This window comes from Flavobacteriaceae bacterium HL-DH10, from assembly GCA_031826515.1.
Taxonomy (GTDB): Bacteria; Bacteroidota; Bacteroidia; order Flavobacteriales; family Flavobacteriaceae; genus Thalassobellus; species Thalassobellus suaedae.
Genome location: CP134536.1, coordinates 4,065,513 through 4,087,245 on the forward strand (window position 1 = coordinate 4,065,513; position 21,733 = coordinate 4,087,245).

At 31.1% G+C, this 21,733-nt stretch carries 14 protein-coding genes; 2 read left to right on the forward strand and 12 right to left on the reverse strand.

Annotated elements, in window-relative coordinates; translation table 11 throughout:
* Positions 1 to 35: 35 nt before the first annotated feature.
* The 10 genes from RHP49_17220 to RHP49_17265 form a co-directional block, all read right to left on the reverse strand.
* Positions 36 to 1,250, reverse strand: a complete 1,215-nt coding sequence (locus RHP49_17220; protein ID WNH12616.1) for a DUF4998 domain-containing protein — start codon at positions 1,248 to 1,250, stop codon at positions 36 to 38.
* A gap of 12 nt (positions 1,251 to 1,262) precedes the next feature.
* Positions 1,263 to 2,474, reverse strand: coding sequence for a DUF4959 domain-containing protein (locus tag RHP49_17225; GenBank protein ID WNH12617.1), 1,212 nt, complete (start codon positions 2,472 to 2,474; stop codon positions 1,263 to 1,265).
* Positions 2,475 to 2,488: 14 nt separating this feature from the next.
* The gene (locus RHP49_17230; protein ID WNH12618.1) at positions 2,489 to 4,459 is read right to left on the reverse strand and encodes a RagB/SusD family nutrient uptake outer membrane protein; all 1,971 of its coding nucleotides are present in this window, start codon (positions 4,457 to 4,459) and stop codon (positions 2,489 to 2,491) included.
* 10 nt (positions 4,460 to 4,469) lie between these two features.
* Positions 4,470 to 7,694, reverse strand: a complete 3,225-nt coding sequence (locus RHP49_17235; GenBank protein WNH12619.1) for a TonB-dependent receptor — start codon at positions 7,692 to 7,694, stop codon at positions 4,470 to 4,472.
* Between the two features lie 285 nt (positions 7,695 to 7,979).
* The gene (locus RHP49_17240) at positions 7,980 to 11,090 is read right to left on the reverse strand and encodes a glycoside hydrolase family 2 TIM barrel-domain containing protein (GenBank protein WNH12620.1); all 3,111 of its coding nucleotides are present in this window, start codon (positions 11,088 to 11,090) and stop codon (positions 7,980 to 7,982) included.
* Positions 11,091 to 11,720: 630 nt separating this feature from the next.
* On the reverse strand, positions 11,721 to 14,636 hold the full coding sequence (locus RHP49_17245) for an ATP-binding protein (GenBank protein ID WNH12621.1): 2,916 nt from the start codon (positions 14,634 to 14,636) through the stop codon (positions 11,721 to 11,723).
* A 77-nt stretch (positions 14,637 to 14,713) separates the two neighbouring features.
* Positions 14,714 to 15,829, reverse strand: coding sequence for a two-component regulator propeller domain-containing protein (locus tag RHP49_17250; GenBank protein ID WNH12622.1), 1,116 nt, complete (start codon positions 15,827 to 15,829; stop codon positions 14,714 to 14,716).
* Between the two features lie 365 nt (positions 15,830 to 16,194).
* Positions 16,195 to 17,121 (reverse strand): L,D-transpeptidase, encoded by a 927-nt coding sequence (locus RHP49_17255; GenBank protein ID WNH12623.1) that lies wholly within the window; start codon positions 17,119 to 17,121, stop codon positions 16,195 to 16,197.
* Positions 17,122 to 17,167: 46 nt separating this feature from the next.
* Positions 17,168 to 17,407: a heavy metal-associated domain-containing protein gene (locus RHP49_17260; protein ID WNH12624.1), complete on the reverse strand. Its 240-nt coding sequence runs from the start codon at positions 17,405 to 17,407 to the stop codon at positions 17,168 to 17,170.
* A 138-nt stretch (positions 17,408 to 17,545) separates the two neighbouring features.
* Complete coding sequence (locus RHP49_17265) at positions 17,546 to 17,953, reverse strand: CBS domain-containing protein (protein WNH12625.1); 408 nt, start codon at positions 17,951 to 17,953, stop codon at positions 17,546 to 17,548.
* Positions 17,954 to 18,084: 131 nt separating this feature from the next.
* On the opposite strand from RHP49_17265, the gene RHP49_17270 reads away from it, so the two are divergent.
* On the forward strand, positions 18,085 to 18,453 hold the full coding sequence (locus RHP49_17270; GenBank protein WNH12626.1) for a hypothetical protein: 369 nt from the start codon (positions 18,085 to 18,087) through the stop codon (positions 18,451 to 18,453).
* A gap of 6 nt (positions 18,454 to 18,459) precedes the next feature.
* On the forward strand, positions 18,460 to 20,163 hold the full coding sequence (locus RHP49_17275) for an AarF/ABC1/UbiB kinase family protein (GenBank protein ID WNH12627.1): 1,704 nt from the start codon (positions 18,460 to 18,462) through the stop codon (positions 20,161 to 20,163).
* A gap of 231 nt (positions 20,164 to 20,394) precedes the next feature.
* Here RHP49_17275 and RHP49_17280 read toward each other — a convergent pair whose 3' ends face one another.
* Entirely contained in the window at positions 20,395 to 20,997 is a 603-nt protein-coding gene (locus RHP49_17280; protein WNH12628.1) for a hypothetical protein, read from the reverse strand.
* A 191-nt stretch (positions 20,998 to 21,188) separates the two neighbouring features.
* On the reverse strand, positions 21,189 to 21,548 hold the full coding sequence (locus RHP49_17285) for a hypothetical protein (protein ID WNH12629.1): 360 nt from the start codon (positions 21,546 to 21,548) through the stop codon (positions 21,189 to 21,191).
* Between the last annotated feature and the right edge of the window lie 185 nt (positions 21,549 to 21,733).

A 21,733-nucleotide genomic window follows, 5' to 3' on the forward strand; every position in this document is an offset into this window, starting at 1 on the left:
CCTCTTCTCTTTCTATATAAGTTTTTAAACTCTAACTAATTTGCAACTACTATTTCCCAAGAAATAATATTGCAATAACGTCCAGGATCGCCAGAAGCCTGAATAGTTACCAATCCAACTGAAATATCTGAGATTTCATCTAAACTAAATTCCACTACGTAATTAACAGAGGATGTTTTTAGTATTCTTTTATAAGCTAAAACCTCTGGAGCAGCATCTAAATTTTCGACATCTGGTAAACCACCATTACCTTTTACTATTACGAAATAGGCTCCTCCTTCATCGGTTGCATCATGATTTGTATCTCGCAATGTAACCTTTAACTGAAATGTGGCTGGTTGAGCATTTACTACCTGATAAATTTTACCATTAGTAATTTCTGGAGAACCCCAGCCCGATTCTAAATTAAAGATATTACCATTCCATTCATCCCAGCCACCATAGCCACTATGATTTTTGGCTGCATCGTTTGTTATCCAAGGTTCTGCTAAAATTCCCCATCTACCAGAAGTGGCTGATGCTTGAAACGGAACCGCTGCATTTCCTAAAATTGGAGTTGGCACAGGTGTAATGGCTTCAAAATCGGTGAAAAAGTTATCTATAGCCTCTTCAACTGGGATAAATGCGGTACGGTAGCGGTAAGAAGACTCCTCCATATAATCTGAAATAAACAAACTAGATTCTGAAATATCTACAAAAATAGTTGTTAGTTCACCAGAAGTATTTGTATACTCAACTTCAGATCCGACAACGCCAGAATTTAAATCCATTTCAGCTAAATTTATAGTAAGTTCATTCCCAACTAAAACGTTATTAATTAAAGGCCTGTTAAATAAAGAAGCTATATACCTGTCTCCATAAACTTCAGCCGTTTTAGAAATTGGTATGGAACTATTACCTTCTGAGTCAAAAGTTCTAACAACAAAATTGAAGATATTTTCCTCAAGACCATCAATAATAGTTGAAACTTCATCTATATTAGACGTTCTGTTTACTGGTATTGAGATGGAATCTTTATTCGAATTCCAATATACACGAACTTCAGTTACTTTAGGATCTCCAATAATAAGTCCTTGCACTTTAACACGATTTTTTCCTGGAAATATTGTCAATGAATCAATAGCTCCTGTATATAAAACTTCTCCATCTTGAGTAAATTTTAGATACTCAGTATCACTGGTACAAGAATAAATTCCCAAAATTAATGCAACACTAAAACATGCTGCTATTATTTTACTTAATTTTTTCATCTTCTTCATTTTTTATAAATTCGGATTTCCATATACTTCAACTTCAGATACAGCCATGTATTCTCCACCTGCCCAATTTTCTAAACATTCTATTCTAAGATATCGAACTGCTGGTTTATCTATACTAATTTCATAGTCTGCACCATCTTGAGCTGCTACTAAATCATTATTATCCTCTTGTGCATAAGGTAAGCCTGAAGGCTTTATAACTTCATATTCTCCCATCAAAGTCCATCCAGATAAATCACCATCATTAAGTTCATTTGCTCCCCATATTCTAAATTTTCTCATAGCACCTAAATAATAGTATAATCTCTGTCCACCAATAGGCTCTGAAAACTGCCATATATGCAAACGACTTAATTTAGTTGTACGACCAATATCCCATGTTACCAAATGAGGACCAACATCTATTGTTCTACTTGTAAAATAGGTGTCACTCCAATCCAAGGTACCTCCATTAAACAAATCTCTCACCTCTGTATGCGAAGCAATTAATTCGGCATCATTTGGTAAAGTAATTGGGTTCATTCCTCCCCTTGGAATTATCGCCTCATAAAGTGGTTTTATTTGAGTAAATAAAGTATCCGTTACGTTTAACCATCTATCCCGAACTAGCAAAGCAAAATTTTGAGGAATAGTATCAAACCCTCTAAGACTTTGACCTATCTCACTTACTGAAGTATATATACTTCTTGAATCAGGTTCCCAATCACCTTGAATGTTTTTTTGCATTACCAGTAAAGCAATATCCTCTTCTGTTGGGTTTTCTGCTTCAATTCGGATACCACCAAAGTCTGGACTTGTACCTATAGATCTAAAAATAGCAAAAATAGGTGCTTCTAAAGGAGCTACAGTAACAGTAACTGGATCCGATTCTGTTTCACTTCGATTTACAGCATAAATATTCACCTCCTTTTCAGAAAGTCCTGTAAACCCTTCTAACTCCATAGAATTCTGATAATAAGAGGCTTTCACCTCCATTGAAGTTCCGTTTTCTAAAGTATATCTTGCAACTACGTACAGTAAATCTTTATCATCAGGTAGCGCGTATTCAAGTCTAACTTTACCTGGTAAATTTTCTATAGAAACATTTTCCACTATTCCCGGAGGGTTTGTGTTATTCTCTAGAGGTGCTGGCCCTTGTTCTTCTTCGCAACTAAACATAGCTACTAAAAGAGACCATACGATAATCCATGAGGATTTTATTAATTTTCGTTTCATAATAATTATATTTTTTACCAACCTGGGCTTTGAACCAGATTAGGGTTTTGAATTAATGTTATATCATAAATTGGCCAAAAATAGTCTCTTGGAGCTACAAACCTTTGTTGGTATAAAGTTAATACTTGGTAATAAGAAGCTTCTTTTGTTCCAAATACATTCCACCCTTTTACAGCTTGGTTAAACTCCCTTGTACCTTTTTTCCAGCGTTTAATATCCCAAAAGTTTTTACCTTCATAGGCTAACTCTATAGTACGTTCTCTATGAATTATTTCCCTCATACCAATTTTTGTTGTGTATTTACTTGGGTTCAAAGAGTAATTTTGCCATGATGTAGCAACACCTTCCAATCCTGCACGGGTACGAATGGCATCAACATATTGTAAAACTTCTGTTGTTGGACCAGATACTTCGTTAAGAGCTTCGGCATACATTAAATACAAATCTGCCAATCGTAATTCTGGCCAAGCATACTCTTTATATGATCCACCACCATCACTATTGAAATTATATTCCCAGTTTACCACTTTCTTAATAAAATATCCAGAGATATTAAAATCGAATGCATCAAAACTACCCGCATAATCTTGGAACTTTGACTCAATATGGAATTTTGTCTCATCGGCATTACTATCCTGCTTATAAAAAATAGCACCATCAAAACCTAAATCAGCATAAAAACGAGGTTCTCTATCAAAATTTAAAATGGATGTTCTATAGCCTTCCAATATATTAAGTGCATCTTCAGGACCAGATTCTCTAATTTTAGTAATATCTGAAAAATCCAATGTTTTATCCTCTTCTATAGGTACACCATTTATTGTATAAAACTTTGAAGCAGATCCAATTGTTGGTGAAAATATCATTCTGGCTTCCCTTGCTGGAACAACATTAGATAAAGGCATCATACATGTCCTTTGTAACCAATAGGTACGACTATTTGTATTGGACCAGATTACTTCATCATTAAATGGCTCGCATATCGCTTGTCTAATGTTAATTTTCGTTTTAGAGGTCTGTGATACATCAAATGTAAAATCATTTTTATAGTAAATTTTATGTCCATTTGCTTCTGCAACATCAATAGCTGTTTTAAGAGCATCTGCAGCTCTTTGCCATTTTGATTCATCATAAGTTGTATTAAACAATACAGTACCATCATTATTGGTAAAACCTGCCATATCTGAATTACCATTGAACAAAGGGCTGGCAGCCATTAACAACAATTCTCCTTTAATACCCAACGCAACCTGTCTTGTTACTCTTCCTAATTCATTTTGAGTATCTACAATTTGAGGAGGAAGATGTGCTGCAGCTTCATCTAGTAATAATACTAAATAATCTACACTTTCATCAATGGGCTCTCTAGCTACTTGTAATTCTCTTTCTGGTGCATCTACTGGGATTACCTCCTTGATAATTGGGATTGGCCCATACATACGCATTAGGTAGTAGTGATAATAGGCTTTTAAGAATTTAGCCTCTGCTATCCATCTTAATCTTTCTGCTTCATTAATATCTGGAACATTGCTACGATCTTCCATAGCTTCAATAAGAATATTACAGTGTCTTATACCATCATACATTGGGTACAAATCGCCTGGTCCGGCACCTTGATAGCGTCCTTCCCATGCATCCATGTAAGGGTTTGACGTTCTTTGCAAACCTCTAGCAATATCAAAAGCATTACTATTTAAGGCAGCATCATTTGGAGGTATCCATGTTTCGTTACCTGCCAAAAAACCAATATTATAAAGGGCATCGCCATTTTTAGGTAGATAGGCATAACAGGTAAACAAATACTTTTCGGCTTCGTTTCTTAAATTAAATGCCTGATCAATTGTTACTACATTATCTGGAACAACATCCAGAAAACTGTCTTCACATGATTCTAAACCAAAAAGGCTAAGAATCATTAAGGAAACACCCAGAAATTTATATCGCTGGATTCCCATTGTTAACATTATTTTCTTTATAGTTTTCATATCTTGTTTTTTAAAAATCAATTTTTAAACCTAAATTGTAGACAGATTGTATTGGGTAACCTAAACCATTACCTCCCATTTCTGGATCCCAAAGTCTAAACTTACTCCAAACAGCCAAATTATTTCCACTAAAATAAAGTCTTGCTGATTGCATTCCTAATTTAGAAACAAACGATTCATTGAAATTGTAGCCCGCTTCAACAGTTTTTAATCTTAAAAAAGACCCGTCTCGCATCCACCATGTTGATGGCTGATTATTATTTTCTACAAACTGATCACTTAATCGTGGCCAAAAAGCATAAGAATCTCTATTATCTTCTGACCAATGATTGTCTGCAATAACCTTTAACAAGCCATTTTGAGCAGAACCATTTATTACAAATGGTGCAATATTTTGTGGATTAATAAAAAATGATGATCTCGCAGCTCCTTGCATAAAGACACTAAAATCAAATCCCTTATATCCCACTGTACCTCCAAAACCATAAACAATTTCTGGAACTGTAGGATAGCCTATGGGCACCCTATCATTTTCTGTAATTAAGCCATCACCATTTACATCGCGATATTTAATATCACCCCCTGTATAATCTCCAAACTGTGTTGGCGAATTCAATGTTTCTTCATGATCTATAAATAAACGTTCAGCTATATAACCATAACCTTGACTAGCACTATTACCCACAAGAGAACGATAGGCCAAATCTTCTGGATAGGATACTTCATCATGTACCAAAATCTCACTTGTAGCATAAGTAAAGTTCGCTCTTAATTGTGTATACCAGTCTTCATTAAAGGACTTATTATAAGTAATATTACCATCAAAACCACTACTGTTCATTTCTCCAAAATTTGTAGATGGTATAGCCGTAAGCCCTAATGTTGCTCCAATATTTTGGCGTACCTCTAGAATATTAGTTCTTTTTTGTTTAAAAGCATCTACTGTTATATTTAATGAATTGAAAAATTCCAAGTCTAAACCAACGTTTGTTTGTTCAGATTTTTCCCAACCAATATTATAATTGGAATAACGATCTGTAAAAACACCTGGTCTAGAATATCCAAATTGTTCACCAAAGGTAGAGCTATAATTAAAATCATTAAGATTTACAGTAGATAGATAAAAGAAGCGGTCATCTACATTCCCAATGGCATCATTACCAACAAGACCATGAGTGAAACGAATTTTAAAATCGCTAACTACATCTTTTAAAGAGCTCCAATAATCTTCATTAGAAACACGGTATGCAAACCCTAAAGAAGGGAAATACCCATATCTGCTTCCTTTAGCAAAACGCTCAGATCCATTATAACCAAAATTGAATTCAAATAAATATCTATCGTCATACCCATAAGTAAATCTACCAGAAAAACTATGGTTCCTATTGGGTAAGGAAGCTTGAACACTTCCAGCATTACCTAGCTCATAACTTGACATTAGGTTAACTAACATACCTGTTATAGTATGAACGTCATTAAAAGTTCTATTATAATTAATCGCCGCTTCTAAATAAATACGTGAATCCAATTCCTTTCCACCTTCACTATAATTAAGATATTCGGTTCCTGTAACTCCAACACTTCCTTGTCCACCGTCATTCAATACATCTATATTAAGTTCCCCAGTTACTGGGCTTATAGTTGATGAATAATAAAATGGATTATATGCTCTTGATACTTGGAAAAAAGAATAACGTCTAACATACGCCATAGCTCTTGCAGACAAGCCTTTTGTAATAAAATTCAAATCTTGTTTAAGTTCTACCTGAGCTTGTATGGTTGAAGCCTTACTAGTTTGATACCCTCTTACCATTTCTGCATACGGGTTAATTAATACTGCTGACCCTGTGTTATTGCTCGCCTGAGCACCACCAAATAATGGATGATCTACGAAAGGTAAAAAACTAGACGGATATACCTTTGGAAATTTAACTGGGTTAGACCAAAGTGCCAGATTAAAAATACGTCCACCACCTCCCACTGGTCCTGTATAATCATCAAATTGTCCATAAATATTAACCGCTGCAGTCGTTGTAGATGTCAGGTTCATATCTATATTACTTCTTAAAGAGTAATTTCTTAGTTTAATATTGTTATTAAAATTATTAATACCTTCAACATTCAAAACACCATTATCTACATTATAAGTACCTGAAACGTAATATCTGGCTTTATCACCACCACCAGAAGCACTTAAATTATAGCCCTGATTAAAAGTATTATCAGAAATTAATTCATCAATCCAATTATTACTAGGGTATAATAATGGATTATCACCAACAGATGTTCTGTATATTTTATTTTGATTATATGGAAGAGCCGCTTTTGGATTTCGTGTTAAAACAGCTTCATTAGCCAATTGCATGTAGGTGATGTTATCAGCAAAATTAAAATTCTTTACATTAGAAGATAATCTCGATTCTGATCTTAGGCTAAACGATGTCTTACCAGCTTTTCCTCTTTTAGTCTTAATCAATACTACCCCATTGGCACCACGTGCTCCATAAACGGCAGCGGCAGCAGCATCTTTTAACACAGAGAAACTGTCAATATCATCTGGTTGTAGTCGCGCCATATCGGTAGTACTGGATTCAATACCATCAATTAAAATTAACGGGTTAACCTTACCTGATCCAAACGACCCTAAACCACGAATAAAAAAATCTGAATTATCTGCTCCGGGTTCTCCGCTTCGTTGATAGGATATCATACCAGGTACTCTACCTGCCATCATTGTGGTTAAGTTACTGGTGGGACCTTTTATTTCTTTAGGAGAAATAGTGGTAATGGAACTTACTAAGCTTTCTTTCTTCTGGGTACCAAAACCAACAATAACCACTTCATCTAATGCTTCTTGGTTTTCATTTAATACAATTGAAAATACTGATTTATTTCCAATTGCAACATCTATAGTTTCATATCCAATAAATGATACCTCTAAAATTTTTGCAGATTCATCAATATTTAACTCGAATTCACCGTCAAAATCGGTTACTACTCCATTCGATGTTCCTTTTACAATAACGTTGGCACCAGGTAATGGCACCCCTTGGTTATCTTTAACTACACCTGTAATGGTTCGCTTTTGGATTTCATTTCTAAAATCCGTTACTTTTTCTTCCTTTGCTTGAACTTGAAATACTGTAATACATAGTAACAGTATGATCAATTTAAATTTAAAATCAAATTCAGGACAAGAAAAGAATACTTTTCTCATTTTGATTAATTTCATCATATTTAGTTTGTTTTGTTAGTTAATTTTTGAATATTTTTTTCCTGGTTATTGGAAATAATATTGCAATGTTTTTGGTTTTAAAGTTGGTCTCAGGTCATATTTTTTTAGTTTTTTTTTAGTTTTTCTAGTTTTATTAGTTTTATTAGTTTGTTAAATTAAGGTTGAATATTTTTTTCTTGGTTTTGGAAATAATATTGCAATACTTTGGTTTTTAAGTTGGTCTCAGGTCATATATTTTAGTTTTATTAGTTTGTTAATTATAGTTGAATATATATTATTTTCACTCTAATCATTTATCAGTTTAATACTGTAACTGTATGAATATTTATTGTCATGTAAACGGTATGGTTCATGTGGATATGCACCCCAACTGTTATCACCGCCAACGCCTCGTTGTTTTAAATCTAAATGCAAGTAAATTTTTTCTTTTTCTACTACAATATCGGTAGGATGTTTTTGAGATTTAGTTGCACCACCATCTAAGCTCTCGGTTGACATTTGTAAAGCACTAAAACCTAATTGCTGCTCTCCAACAATTTCAATACCTTTATTATTTTTATCTTTTAAGGTTAACCAACGTACATCTGTTTTATATCCAGCTTCTTGCGGGCGAATATATTCCCAGGTGTATTGATTCTCAACTTTATCTTTGTATATGCCTAAAAATGACGATGTATTTCTATCTGAATAATTTTCCCAAGGACCTCTTCCGTAATATGATAAATTATCGAAATTTCCATCTAACACCATACGCATACCAAATCTTGGTAATTCTGGTAATTCTTTACCTTCCATATCAATACTGGCCGTAATTTTTAGAGAACCATCATTTTGAATTAAATAATCTACAGTATAAGGAATATCTAATTTTTTGATTGTAAATTCTACTTTAACAGGAAGTCCTTGTGCATTCTGTTTTCCAACTTCTACATTCTTAACTTTTAAATCTTGATGTGCTAATTTCCAATCTCCTAAACGCTCTGGCATTTTGTTTCCATAATCGTTATCGGTTGGCGCTCTCCAAAAATAAGGTTCAGGAAAGTTTGTTATCGTTTTTATATCACTTTTAGCAAACGAATACTGAATTAATTTACCCGTACTCAAATCTAATGCGCCTTGAACAGCTCCGCTTAAGAAAGACAATACTTTGTCCTTTACAGAATATTTTAATTCACCATTATGAGTTACTTTATTTTCAAAATATGAATGATTCCCTATTTTAAATTGCTCTCTGGCTATTTCATGATTTGCAGAAACTAAAGGCGCCTCATGTTTAGTGTAACCATAAACATCTAAATAATATTCCTTGTCACCATCTAACAAAGGCAGGTTTAGAATCACATCTTTAGATTCATTTGGTTTTGCTGAAATTTCAAAGACTTCTTCTTTAACTACTTTACCATTAGCTTTAAGCACCCATTTGAATTTATATGCTGATAAATTAGTGAAATTATATTCATTTGTTATCTCTATTTTTTTATTTTCTAAAAGCTTAAATGAAATATTTTGAAATACTTTTTTAACTTCCTCTAGTGCTGGATGTGGTGTTCTATCGGCTGACACCAACCCGTTAGCACAAAAATTTTGGTCGTGTTGTAAGTTTTCGCCCCCTAAATCACCTCCATAAGCCCAAAACATTCTGCCATCTTCAGTTTCTGTTTTCAAGCCTTGGTCTACCCAATCCCAGATGAAACCACCTTGCATTTTTTTACTGGTATTCATAATGTCGCGGTATTCCTGAAAGTTTCCATTACTATTACCCATAGCATGTGAATACTCACACATAATGAATGGACGGGTTTTATTGGACTCAGCGTATGCCTTCATTGTTCCTATTCCTGGATACATTGGTGCTACAATATCTGTATTTCTATTTTCATTAGCCTGCTCAAAAGTTACATAGCGGGTTTTATCACGTTCTTTAATCCAATCGTAAGCGTCATAAAACACAGGACCGTTACCACATTCGTTGCCCATAGACCACAAAATGATTGAGGTTGCATTTTTATCCTGCTCTAACATGCGCTTTATTCGATCTAAATGTGCAGGAGCCCATTCTGGTAAATAGGCTGGATGTTTTTCTTTATCGAACCTGCCTTGTTTTTCAGCTCCCATTGCATGGGTTTCGATATTGGCTTCATCTACAATATAAAATCCATATTCATCAGCAAGTTCATATAAATAAGGATCATGTGGATAATGACTCATACGAATCGCGTTGATATTATTTTGCTTCATCACTTTCATATCCAGAAGCATGGTTTCTCTATCAGGTGCGTGACCTTTAATACCATCATGCTCATGAAGGTTTACACCATTAACCATTAAAGGCTGTCCGTTTACCATTAACTGAGCTTCTTTTATCTCTACTTTTCTGAAACCAATTTTCTTAGAAATTACCTGGGTATTTTTCTTATCGAATAATTTGATGATGTAGCGATATAAATACGGTGATTCTGCACTCCATTTCTCTATATTATTTATTGTAGCTGAAAAATTAACCTGACTGGTTGAGGCATCAACTTTCTTAGATTCAGAATACACCGCGTTTCCATTTGCATCCTGTAAAACGATAGACGCTACTTGATTTTTAGAAGGTTTCTTTTTGAATTGTCTTAAATCGATATCAACATTAAAAAGTCCGTTTGTGTAAGTATCATCTAAATTAGCCTGAGCAAAATAATCCCAAATGGTGGTTTTTGGCATCGCCTGTAAATACACATCACGCTCGATACCACTTAAACGCCAGAAATCCTGATCTTCTAAATAGCTTCCGTCGTGCCAACGAAACACCTGCACAGCCAAAACATTATCTCCTTCATTTAAATACTTGGTGATATCAAACTCCGCAGCAGTTTTAGATGCTTTTGTCATGCCAATTTCTTGACCATTTAAAAATATTCTAGCATAACCAGAAATTGAGCCAAAATGTAAAATAACTTCTTTGTTTTTCCATGTATCGGAAACCTCAAATGTTGTTCTGTAACTACCTACAGGATTATAATCTCCATCTATAAAGGGCGGGTTTTTAGGAAATGGATATACAATATTTGTATAAATTGGAGTATCAAAACCTTGTAACTCCCAATTAGAAGGCACATCTATTGTATTCCAATTAGAATCATCTAAATTAGATTCATGAAAATTTAAAGGTCTATCGGCAGGATTTTTAACAATACTAAATTTCCATGTACCATTTAAACTTTGATATAGACTTGACCTTTTAGGGGAACCTGTTATTGCAGATGCTTCATCGTCATACAACACAAAAGATGCTCTTCCTATTTCCTTATTACGGTCAATTACAGATGGGTTCTCCCATTCATTTGCATTATTTTGTGCAAAAAATAATTGAAGAGACAATGAAAACATTAGTATTAAAATAAGTCTAGACATAAATAATATTAAATAATTTTAAAAAGTATTATACTTCGTTTTGTTATTATCAATTTCAGGTTAAACTTCACTAAAAATCTAAAAAATGGTAAACATATAGTTTTATGTATTTTTAAAAGTGTTACAAGCACACTTACAGATTTTAAACAAATATGATCTATTTCTTTAATTTGAATAGGGTATAAATTGACCAATAATAGGGTATAAATCGACCAATAAAAAGGCGTAATATGCCCAAACTATATTGCTAAGACCTTACTATGAGGCAGATATATATTTTAAATTCAAAAAAAATCAGTTTTTAAGTTAACTCAAAACTCCTCTTTGAAATAAAAAATAAACTATGCGTTAAACAAATCTCCTTTTTAATAAAAAACTCTTTAAGGTGTCTTAAAGAGTTTTTCTTAACGTAAAACTTTACATTTAATAATAACAACTATACAAATTTCAGTAAAACATATCTATTAATAAGGGTATAAATCAGCAAAAAAAAGGATACAATATGTCCATGCATTAATATAGGTATTTAATATAGAACCTATTAACGACTATTTAGAAAATAACAACTGCTAAAGTTTGTTAAATAAACTAATGGTCTAATAAAATTTTATGGTTCTTTATTAAATTAGATTATAGGTTCTTATCACGAATTAATTCAGAAGGCACTTGATCAAACTGTTCTTTAAACAGTTTTCTAAAATACTTGACATTTTTAAAACCAACCTCGTAAGATGCTTGGGCAATAGTATAATTTCCACTCTTAATTAACTCTGCAGCCTTATCCAATTTCACCTTTCTTATATATTGATTAATATTCAATCCTGTAATCGCTTTAATTTTACGAAAGAGAGATGTTCTACTCATTCCTATGCTTTGAGCAACAACCCAAACATCCATTTTTTCCTCATCTAAATGTTCTAGTATAACTTGTTCTAATTGATTTAAAAACCCTTTTTCTTGTTCTAATAATGTGGAGGAATTATCATTAATATTCTCTGGTTTTATTTCTTCTTTATTTAAGAAATAATTACGGAGTTGTTTTCTACTGTCCAATAAATTTCGAATTCTTGTTTGTAGAATCTGACTACTAAATGGTTTTACGATATAATCGTCGGCTCCATGTATATAACCTTCTTGTACACTTTCAATATTTGCTTTGGCTGTTAGCAATATTATTGGTATGTGGGTTGTTTCAATCTTTTCTTTTAAAACGTTACAAAGTTCTATACCATTTAACTTAGGCATCATTACATCTGAAACAATTAAATCGGGCACATAACGTAATGCCTTTTCTACACCCTCTTCTCCATTATTGGCATAAATAAGGTCGTATTTACCTTCCAAAAGCCCATCCAAATAATTAAGAATATCGGGGTTATCATCAATTAATAAAATAAGTTCCTTATTTTGATTTAAATTTATATTTGAAGATTTATTTTCTGAAGATTTTAATTCAGGTGAAGTAATCCATTCTTCTAAATTCACAATTTCACTCTCCTTTCTTGAGTCTTTGTTGTCTAAAACTGCATCTATAAATAATGATTTGTCTCTAGGAATAACAATTGAAAAAACACTTCCTTTATCTAATTCACTTTCAATATGAATAGACCCCATATGCAATTCTACAAAATTTTTAGACAATGCTAAACCGATTCCTATTCCATCTTTACTTTTTACCGAATTAGATTGATAAAACCTTTCAAATACATGTTTTAATTCATTTTGGGCAATACCATAGCCTGTATCTTTTACTTTTATTTCAAAACTTTCCTCATCATAACTAAGTGATACGTGTATTTCTCCTTTGTCCTCTGTATATTTAAATGCATTGGATAAAAGGTTATTGAAAATAATATGCATTTTTTCTAAATCAAACCAGGTCAATAAACTTTCTTCAGGAAAATCATAGCTTAATGCTATATCTCTTGTTTTTGCCAAAGGAAAATAGTTATGAACCCATTGCTCTAAACAATCTGTAAGATTGTGTTCTTCAATCCTTAATTTACTTAAACCTAAATTAGATTTTCTAAATTCCAAGAGCTTATTTATAGATTGCAATAATATCTTAGCATTTTTCTGAATGAGTTTTAAGCTATTTTTGTGCTTTATTAATTTAACTTCAGAAACCAAATCTTCTAATGGTGCTAGAATTAGAGTTAATGGTGTTTTTAATTCATGAGAAAAACTTGTAAAAAACCGGATTCTTTCCTCGCTAAAATTATACTCTAATTGACGTTGTTTTTTTTCAAATAACAAAGAGTTTATTAACTTAATACGTTCAGAATAATAACGCATAAAACCATAAATAAGGGACACTAAAAATAACAAATAAAATATATAGGCTAAAGATGTTTGCCATAAGGGAGGATTAATTTTAAAACCTATTTTCTTCATAACCTCATCTCCAGATCCAAATTTAGCCTTTATATTTAAGATGTAATTACCATGCGGCATGTTTATTAAATTGACCTTCCCAGCTTGATTGGTATTAATCCAGTTGTCATTATAGCCATCTATACGATATGAATAAATAACATTTTTTACAAAGGGATATTTTAAAGCGGCATAATCAATAGAGAAAAAAGTGTGATCATGATCTATAGAAAATTGATCTTCGTATAGAATAGATTGATCTAAAATTCCATTTTCATTGCTTTCTGAAACTTGAACTTGTTTGCCTAATACTTCTAATTTTCGAAAAACTATTGGATGCCTTTCTTTTTTTCTTTGCAGATTATCTGGATTAAAAATATTAAGTCCTTTATCGCCTCCTAAATATACTATTCCAGACTTTGAAATTAAACCAGATCTAAAAATGCCTTGTTGAATATTGGTATAAGTGTTTAAATTGTATAATTTATTAGTTAAAGCATTATAATTACTAATCCCATTATAGGTTCCCAGCCAAACATTATTTTCATTCCCCATAACAATATTACAAACTGTATTGTTACTTAATCCGTTATTTTCTAAGAAATTCAATGCTAATTCTTCTGCTGGCTTTAATCTAATTAGTCCTTCATTTTCCGTTCCAGCCAATATATCTCCCGTTGAAAGAGCTAAAACACTCAGAATGTTGTCACTTTTTAAACCTTTTGTATTTGTTGTCGTATATAAAACTAATTCTTCATTATAAGGATTGTACCTCAAAATACCGTTCCCATAAGTTGCCAACCACAATAAACCATTATCATCTTCAGTAATATCTCTAATATCTATTTTACCTAAAGAACTTATAAATTCAAATTGATCTAATTTATCTTTATACATAAACAAACCTCCCCTGTTTGTCCCTACCCATATTTGGCTTTTACTATCTTCAAAAATCACTCGAACATCGCTACCTTCTTCAATGCTACCTTGTAAATAATGGGTACAATAACCTGTTTCTGGGTTCATTTTGTTTAAGCCCCCTTGGTAAGTTCCTACCCAAAGTCTTTTTTTACTATCTTCACATAAGGATATAATATAATCATTACTTATACTGGTTAATTTGTTAGGATCATATCTATAATGCTTGACTTGCTCTGTCTTTGGATTAAACAAATCTAAACCTGCACCATCTGTTCCTATCCAAATTTCACCTTCAAAACTTTCAGCTAAAGCCGCTATCCTGTTATGGCTCAGGCTATGTACGCGTGAATGTTTTTTTTTAATAATCTGACTGGTTCACCATTAGGATTTACAAAATTTAATCCCGTACTTGTTCCAATCCACATATTACCATCCCTATCCCTTCTTAAAGCCGACACGGTTCTGTTAAAAATACTAGAACCATCATCTGTTGGCAAAAGCCATTTTACTGAAAAATTTGATTCTTGCCCTAAAAACTCCGATTTATTTATAATATTCAAACCTCCATTTCTGGTGCCAATCCATAATTTCCCTAAATTGTCTTCCTCAAAACAGAGCACATTATTATCACTTAATCCATTTCCTTCAATTAGTGATTTTTTTAACCGTAGTATATTTCCCTTATGAGTAAGCACATGCACTCCTTCATTAGAACCAACCCATAAATTACCTTCTTTACCTATATAAAGTGCATCTACCTGTAATGAAGATACATCGCTATTCTTGTTAAGTAAAATACGAGTAACTTTTTTTGTTTTAAAGTTTATTTTATTCAACCCATTTTCTTTGGTACCAACCCATAATAAAGAATCTGCCTGTCGCGCCATACAGGTTATTTTATTAGAAGAAAGTGAAGAGATATTATCTGGACTATATGAATATATTGTTGATTTGTTATTATTATCGATAATTTGAATTCCTCTATCATAAATACCGACAATAAATTCACTTTGGGCTCCAAATTCAAAGCAACTAATATTATTGCCAATTAAGCCATTTTGTTCATTTAAAATTTCAAAAGTTTCCTTTCTTGGATCGTAGATGTTTAGTCCTTCATCAGTAGCTATGACTAGCTTACCTTTATTTATTAAACTTAACTGACGAATAAAATTGTTGCTTAAATTTTGATTTTCTCTAAGGTCACCTTTTTTATAGACCGTAAATTTAGTTCCATCATACCTGTTTAAACCTTCTGGCGTTCCAATCCAGATAAATCCAAGAGAATCCTGAACTATATTGTTTACATAATTATTTGACAAGCCTAACTCTGTATCTAATAGGTAAAATGAAAGTTCTTCATCAATTGAATTAAGTTGTTTCTCATCCCCCTGAGAATAACCAAAATATAAAACAAAAAAAGGTAAGTAAAAATATAACTTCTTCATATAATTTATTTAAAAAACAAATCTTATTTAATTTGAATTAAATATTGCATTTGATCAATAATATTAAAAAAATTGATTATTAAGAATAGAGGTTAAATATAACAAAACCATTTCAATTTGGTTAATAAATGTAATATTTACATTTCATAAATCTGGATGTTAAATACTAAAATTACTGTATCAAACGCCCATAAAGAAATCTGTTTTTTGTTTCAGGATAATCTATATAGTATTCCCCCTTTCCAAATAGGCTTGCAATATATACTAACGAATCTATATAGATTAATAAAAAAGGCTATAATAATAACCTTATAATTCATAATAGAATCTCTCCTTATATAAGAAACATTAACTACTATCTGTTTTTATTTTAAGTTATAGATATCTTTTAACAGAAGACTTTTATCTTTAGTATCTGTACCATTTAAATCATATCTAATTTGAATTTTAGTACCTATTGGAGCATAATAATAAACAACCCAAGCATCTTCCTCTTTTGTTCCTATACAACCATTGGAATAAGCCTTATTTAAAGTCTCAGGGTTGGTTGTTGGATGAATTAATTGCCCATGTCTTATACCGTTTATTTCAGTTTCTATAAAAGGAATTTGAGGTAGCTTAGTTAGTTTTCCGTCATCTCTTTTTGTTACAAAATATCGATGGCCATTAACAGGATTATAATAACTTGGGTTTCGAACGTGCCTTACTATAAAACCACTACCCGTTTTAGTTTTTAAATCTAAGACTCTGCCTGCCATCTTAAGGTATTTCTTTTCATTCCTCCCAACTCGAATTGGGAATTCATAAAGTTTTATTGAATCTTCGTAAATACGAAGTTTAAACTCAGGTATATTAATGTCTATAGTCGTTTTTTTAAATGAATTAAGAAGTTTTATTGCCGTTGTAGAATCAGGAATAGTTATATAAGTGCCTTTAGGTATAACTATCATTTTTTTTTGATTATATATAAAAGAATCACGTGCTTTCATAATATAATAATCTGTATTTTTCAGGGTATCAATAATCCAAGAATTAGCTCTTACTAAAAGATGTTCACTTAATTTATAAGATGTTACAGAATCATATTTATTTACAATAGAATCTAAAAACTGAAAATAATGCTCAATTGTAATTGGTTTATCAACAACAATACTAATATATTTAATTAAAGAACTTTGGACTATAATATTAGAGGGTTTCTTTAAGTTATCATTCTTATTAGAGCTGTAAAATGTTATTGCAGCTAACAAGATTAATCCAAAAAAAAGTAATTGTTTAAATTTAGATAACATCTTGTTAATTTTTATAATTATTTTTTAACTTCACCAATAACACTACTCAATACGACTTTGTTTTTTTATGTATAGCATTTTTTTTACCAAAAGATGGATACCCGATTTTTGATAGCATTTGCTTTACGCGTTCAACATCTTTTTTATTTTCATGTTCAAAAGTAACGGTAGCATATTGAAATTTAATAGTTATATTAGAAATACCTTTAAGAGCAGAAAGCTTATTTATAATGGTTGCTTCTCCTCCTCCACTTTTTAAGTTTTGCATATATAAAGTAGTCTTCATAATGTGTTTATTATATATATTAATAAAGATCTATTTAAAGATACATTTGAAAAAAAAACACAGAAATGATAACTATCAATTTTGCAAAATGTTAATAGGAAATTTTAAAAAAGATTGTTCATTATAACTACCTAAACACTATGGGGTTTTATTTAAGAAAAATTTAATGATATCTGCAGTCGAAACAATACCAACAATGCTTTTATTTTCAAGAATAGGAATGGCATGATAATGCCCTTTTGCCAAAAGTTTGGCAGCATCTTCTATCGTAGCAGTAGTAGGTAAACAAAATGGTTTTTGACTCATAATATCTTTCACCCTTAGCGTTTTATAAATTTCATTATCATCATTAATTCCAGCTCCTTTAATATTATACATAAAATCTATAAGACTAATTATACCAACCAATTTCCCGTTTTCTACAACTGGAATATGGTGGTGAAATTTTTCTTTTTCGTAAATATGCTTAACATCTAAAAGAGATTGCTCTGGAGCGACGCTAATTACATCTTTAGTCATTATTGTTTTTATCGAATTGGTTTTCATCAGAATAGAATTAATGCTTTAATCTACTTTAAAATTAAACCATTAGTACATGACCCAAAATGATTAATATCATTTTGAACCATATTATTTGTCAATATATTTAGTATAGTTTAAGTTAAACACAATAAGTTATGAAAACAAAAACGATTTTAGAGCTACTTACGCTAAGTTCTAGCATTTATTATTTGGCAAAAGATACTCAATTTTTAAATAAAATAAATGAGTTTTCAGAAAAAGGAAAAGAGACTCTAAATAAAACCATGTCTGAATCTCAATTAGACGAGAACGGCAACGAGTTAGAATTTGTAGACAAAATAATTTTAAAAACTCATGAATTAAAAGAAGAGCTTAATGAAAAAATTGAAGAATTGGTGGTTAAATTCTACAAAAAAATAAATGTGGCTCATTTAGACGAAATTAAAGCTCTAAACGAAAAACTAAAAAAACTTGACGCTACTGTTGCTTTGTTAGAAGCAAAACTAAATAAAATGGAAGCATAATATACAATGGGAATTATAGCAGGCATTGGTAAAAATTTTAGATCTATTTCTAGGTACAACCAAATACTGAAAGTTTTAATTAAATATGGCTTTGAGGATTTAGTAGAATATCTTGAGGAGCATAATCAATATACATTTATACGAAAATTTATTCCTAAAGCCTTAAAAAAGCATGCTACAAATCATACTAAATGGGCAAAAATGAGATTGATATGTGAAGAATTAGGGCCTACATTTGTGAAATTCGGACAAATTTTAAGTAACAGACCAGATTTAGTGCCTTTTGAATTAACTTTTGAATTAGAAAAACTTCATGACAATGTACCACCAATGTCCAAAGGTGCCGCCAAACAAGTTGTAGAAACAGAATTAAAAGATACCGTAGAAAACTTATTTGCTTGGTTTGAGCCAACCCCCTTTGCTTCTGCCTCCATAGCTCAAGTACATAAGGTAACTTTACATTCTGGCAAGCGTGTTGCTTTAAAAATTCAACGAAGAGGTATTCTTGAAGTTATTGAAGAAGATATTAAGGCTATGTATAAAATTGCCCGTGTTTTAGAAAACAAAATACCTTCTATTAAAAGTTTTGACCCTATCGGACTTGTTAAACATTTTGAAGAATCTATTTTAAAAGAAATTGATTTTATTAATGAATCTATTAATATCCAAAGATTTTATAATAATCTGCAAAATGATAACTCTTTAGAACAATATGCTGAAGCCCCATTAGTTTATTCTGATTTTACAACTTCAAAAGTTCTAGCTATGGAGTTTATCTCAGGGATTAAAATCAATCAAATAGACGAATTAAAAGCCCAAAACATAGACACTAAAGTCATTGCTAAACGTCTTACGATTAGCTATTTTAAACAAATTTTCGAATATGGCTTTTTCCATGCGGATCCACATCCTGGAAACTTATTAGTGTTGCCAAATAGCCATATCTGTTATCTGGATTTTGGTATGATGGGGAGCATGCTTCCTAGAGATGTTTCAATTTTCGGTAAATTATTCGTGGCTATTACAAATAGGGATGTTAAAAATATAATTAAAACATTACAACAGCTATCTAATAATGCTTCTATTCCTAATATGAGAGACTTGGAGTTTGATATTAATGAGTTTGTAGAAAAATATTATGTAAGAGATATTCATGAAAACGAAATGAGCACAATTCTATTAGAACTAAAAGATATTATCATTGCTCATGGTTTAAAAGTACCAACTTATTTTTTTCTTTTTGCTAGATCTTTAGTTACTATTGAAGGTGTTATTAGTAAACTAGATGCTAACTTGGAACAGTTCGAAATTGCAAAGCCATATCTAAAAGCAAGTGTAACAAAAAAATATAATCCTATAAAAATAGGTAAGAAAGTTGTAAATGCTATTGTAGAACTTACAGATTACATGGAAGATTTCCCATCAGACTTAAAAAATGCCATTCGTAAAATAAATTCTGGAAAGGTAAAGGTCGATTTAACACATAAAGGTATAGACCCTATGGTACATACCATCCAAAGAGTTACAAAACAACTTATTACAACTTTTATCATGGTAGCCTTAATATTTGGTGCTATATTATTTATCGTTTTTGAAATACATCCGCTTTGGAAAGGCTTTTCTGTATTAGGAATTTTAAGTTTTATTTTTGCAATCATTTTAGGGTTTAGTGTTTTTTCTAATATAAGAAAAGGTGATTATGATTATTAATCAAAAACCCCTCGACACTTTACGTCTAAGATCCCTGGCATCAACAAACTCTTTATTTTACTAAAGTTTTTTTAATAAAAATAGACCTTCTAAAAAACACTAATCTTCTAGTTATAAACTTAATCTTGTTGAAACCTATTCTTGGTTATGCATAAATAGATTTATGTCTACAAGCTCAATATACCATAAAATTAGTCTTTTTTAGAAAGCCTATTATGAATATTAATATGCTTAAGGCTTTACAAATGCTTTTTTAAAATGATCAAAAGCTTCAGAAATTTCATTTTGAAAATGCTCTAGCTTTGTTTCTTCTTTTTTCTTTCCATATTTACCCTTAAACCTATCAATAAAGGAATTGAAATCTTTTTTTCCTTTTTCAAATGTATCTTTAGCTTCGCTTTTATCTTTACTAAACTTTTGTTCTAAAATCTCTAATTGAATTTTAAATTGTTCTATTTCAATTAAGGTTAACGCATACATTCTATTTAAAGTTTCATTCGTTTTAATTTTTACTTCAATATCATGTAATATTGAAAGTAATTGTTTTTTTTGTTTTTTAAAGACCTCTTTAGTTTCTGCTTTCCCCAAAGCTAATTGTACACGAAGTTCGTCAAACTTTGTATTAAGTTCTTCTATTTTTTCTTTAATACCTTTAATTTTAAACTCGCTATCGTGTATAAATAGATTAAATTTCTTTTTAACCTCTTCATATTTGTCATGAGCTTCTGCCTTTCCTAAAGCAGCTTTTACTTGAAATTCTTCTAACTCTACTGCCGATTTTCTGAGCGCTCCTATAACTTTATCTACAAATTGAATATCCTGTGTATTTTTCATGATTATTTAGTTTTAATGATATTAAATATATGAGTAAAACTTATAACACTAAATGATACCCATCAGTTTTCTTAAGCTTTTATTAAAAGTGGATTCTTCTTATTTGTTAATGATAATGAAGTGTTTTCTTTAAATTTTATAATTCATAAAAATCAGTTAACTAGGCTTGGTTGAAAAGATGCTAAACAATATCAAAGTGGTATAAGCCTAACTGTATATGGAATTTTACCATTTTCGAAAATTATAGTTTCAAAACCATCTGCAGAAATTTCGACATAATAAAAGTCTATCCAATTATGACATGAGTACCCTTCTGAATTTGTAAAAAGTATTAATTCTAGTTTTTCATCTTTCTCATCTAAATATTTCGCCGTTGTTTTTGCATTATAAATAGGAGCTTCTGTAGTATTGTTTAATACTCGGTAACAATAAGGCCAATTAAAATGGAATATTCCATCTAGAGAATCACCAATATCAATATCTGAACTACACGTATTGAAAGAAAAGCATCCAATAATAATTAAAATAGATATGAAAAATTTATTTTTCATAATACTGTTTTATGTATAATAATAAATATAACCATATCCACTTTAATAGAAAATGAGGAATATCAGTTGAAGAAAAACCGATAATACCTCGTGGAAATAATAATCTTAAAATTAGAGAAAACCAAATGATATTTACTAAAACAGGCATCAGTACTAGACTGATTTTAATCATTTTATATTTAGCT

Coding starts and splice junctions, on each gene's coding strand:
- RHP49_17220 (WNH12616.1), bottom strand. CDS start 1,250: ATGAAAAAATTAAGTAAAATAATAGCAGCATGTTTTAGTGTTGCATTA.
- RHP49_17225 (WNH12617.1), bottom strand. CDS start 2,474: ATGAAACGAAAATTAATAAAATCCTCATGGATTATCGTATGGTCTCTT.
- RHP49_17230 (WNH12618.1), bottom strand. CDS start 4,459: ATGAAAACTATAAAGAAAATAATGTTAACAATGGGAATCCAGCGATAT.
- RHP49_17235 (WNH12619.1), bottom strand. CDS start 7,694: ATGATGAAATTAATCAAAATGAGAAAAGTATTCTTTTCTTGTCCTGAA.
- RHP49_17240 (WNH12620.1), bottom strand. CDS start 11,090: ATGTCTAGACTTATTTTAATACTAATGTTTTCATTGTCTCTTCAATTA.
- RHP49_17250 (WNH12622.1), bottom strand. CDS start 15,829: ATGAAGAAGTTATATTTTTACTTACCTTTTTTTGTTTTATATTTTGGT.
- RHP49_17255 (WNH12623.1), bottom strand. CDS start 17,121: ATGTTATCTAAATTTAAACAATTACTTTTTTTTGGATTAATCTTGTTA.
- RHP49_17260 (WNH12624.1), bottom strand. CDS start 17,407: ATGAAGACTACTTTATATATGCAAAACTTAAAAAGTGGAGGAGGAGAA.
- RHP49_17265 (WNH12625.1), bottom strand. CDS start 17,953: ATGAAAACCAATTCGATAAAAACAATAATGACTAAAGATGTAATTAGC.
- RHP49_17270 (WNH12626.1), top strand. CDS start 18,085: ATGAAAACAAAAACGATTTTAGAGCTACTTACGCTAAGTTCTAGCATT.
- RHP49_17275 (WNH12627.1), top strand. CDS start 18,460: ATGGGAATTATAGCAGGCATTGGTAAAAATTTTAGATCTATTTCTAGG.
- RHP49_17280 (WNH12628.1), bottom strand. CDS start 20,997: ATGAAAAATACACAGGATATTCAATTTGTAGATAAAGTTATAGGAGCG.
- RHP49_17285 (WNH12629.1), bottom strand. CDS start 21,548: ATGAAAAATAAATTTTTCATATCTATTTTAATTATTATTGGATGCTTT.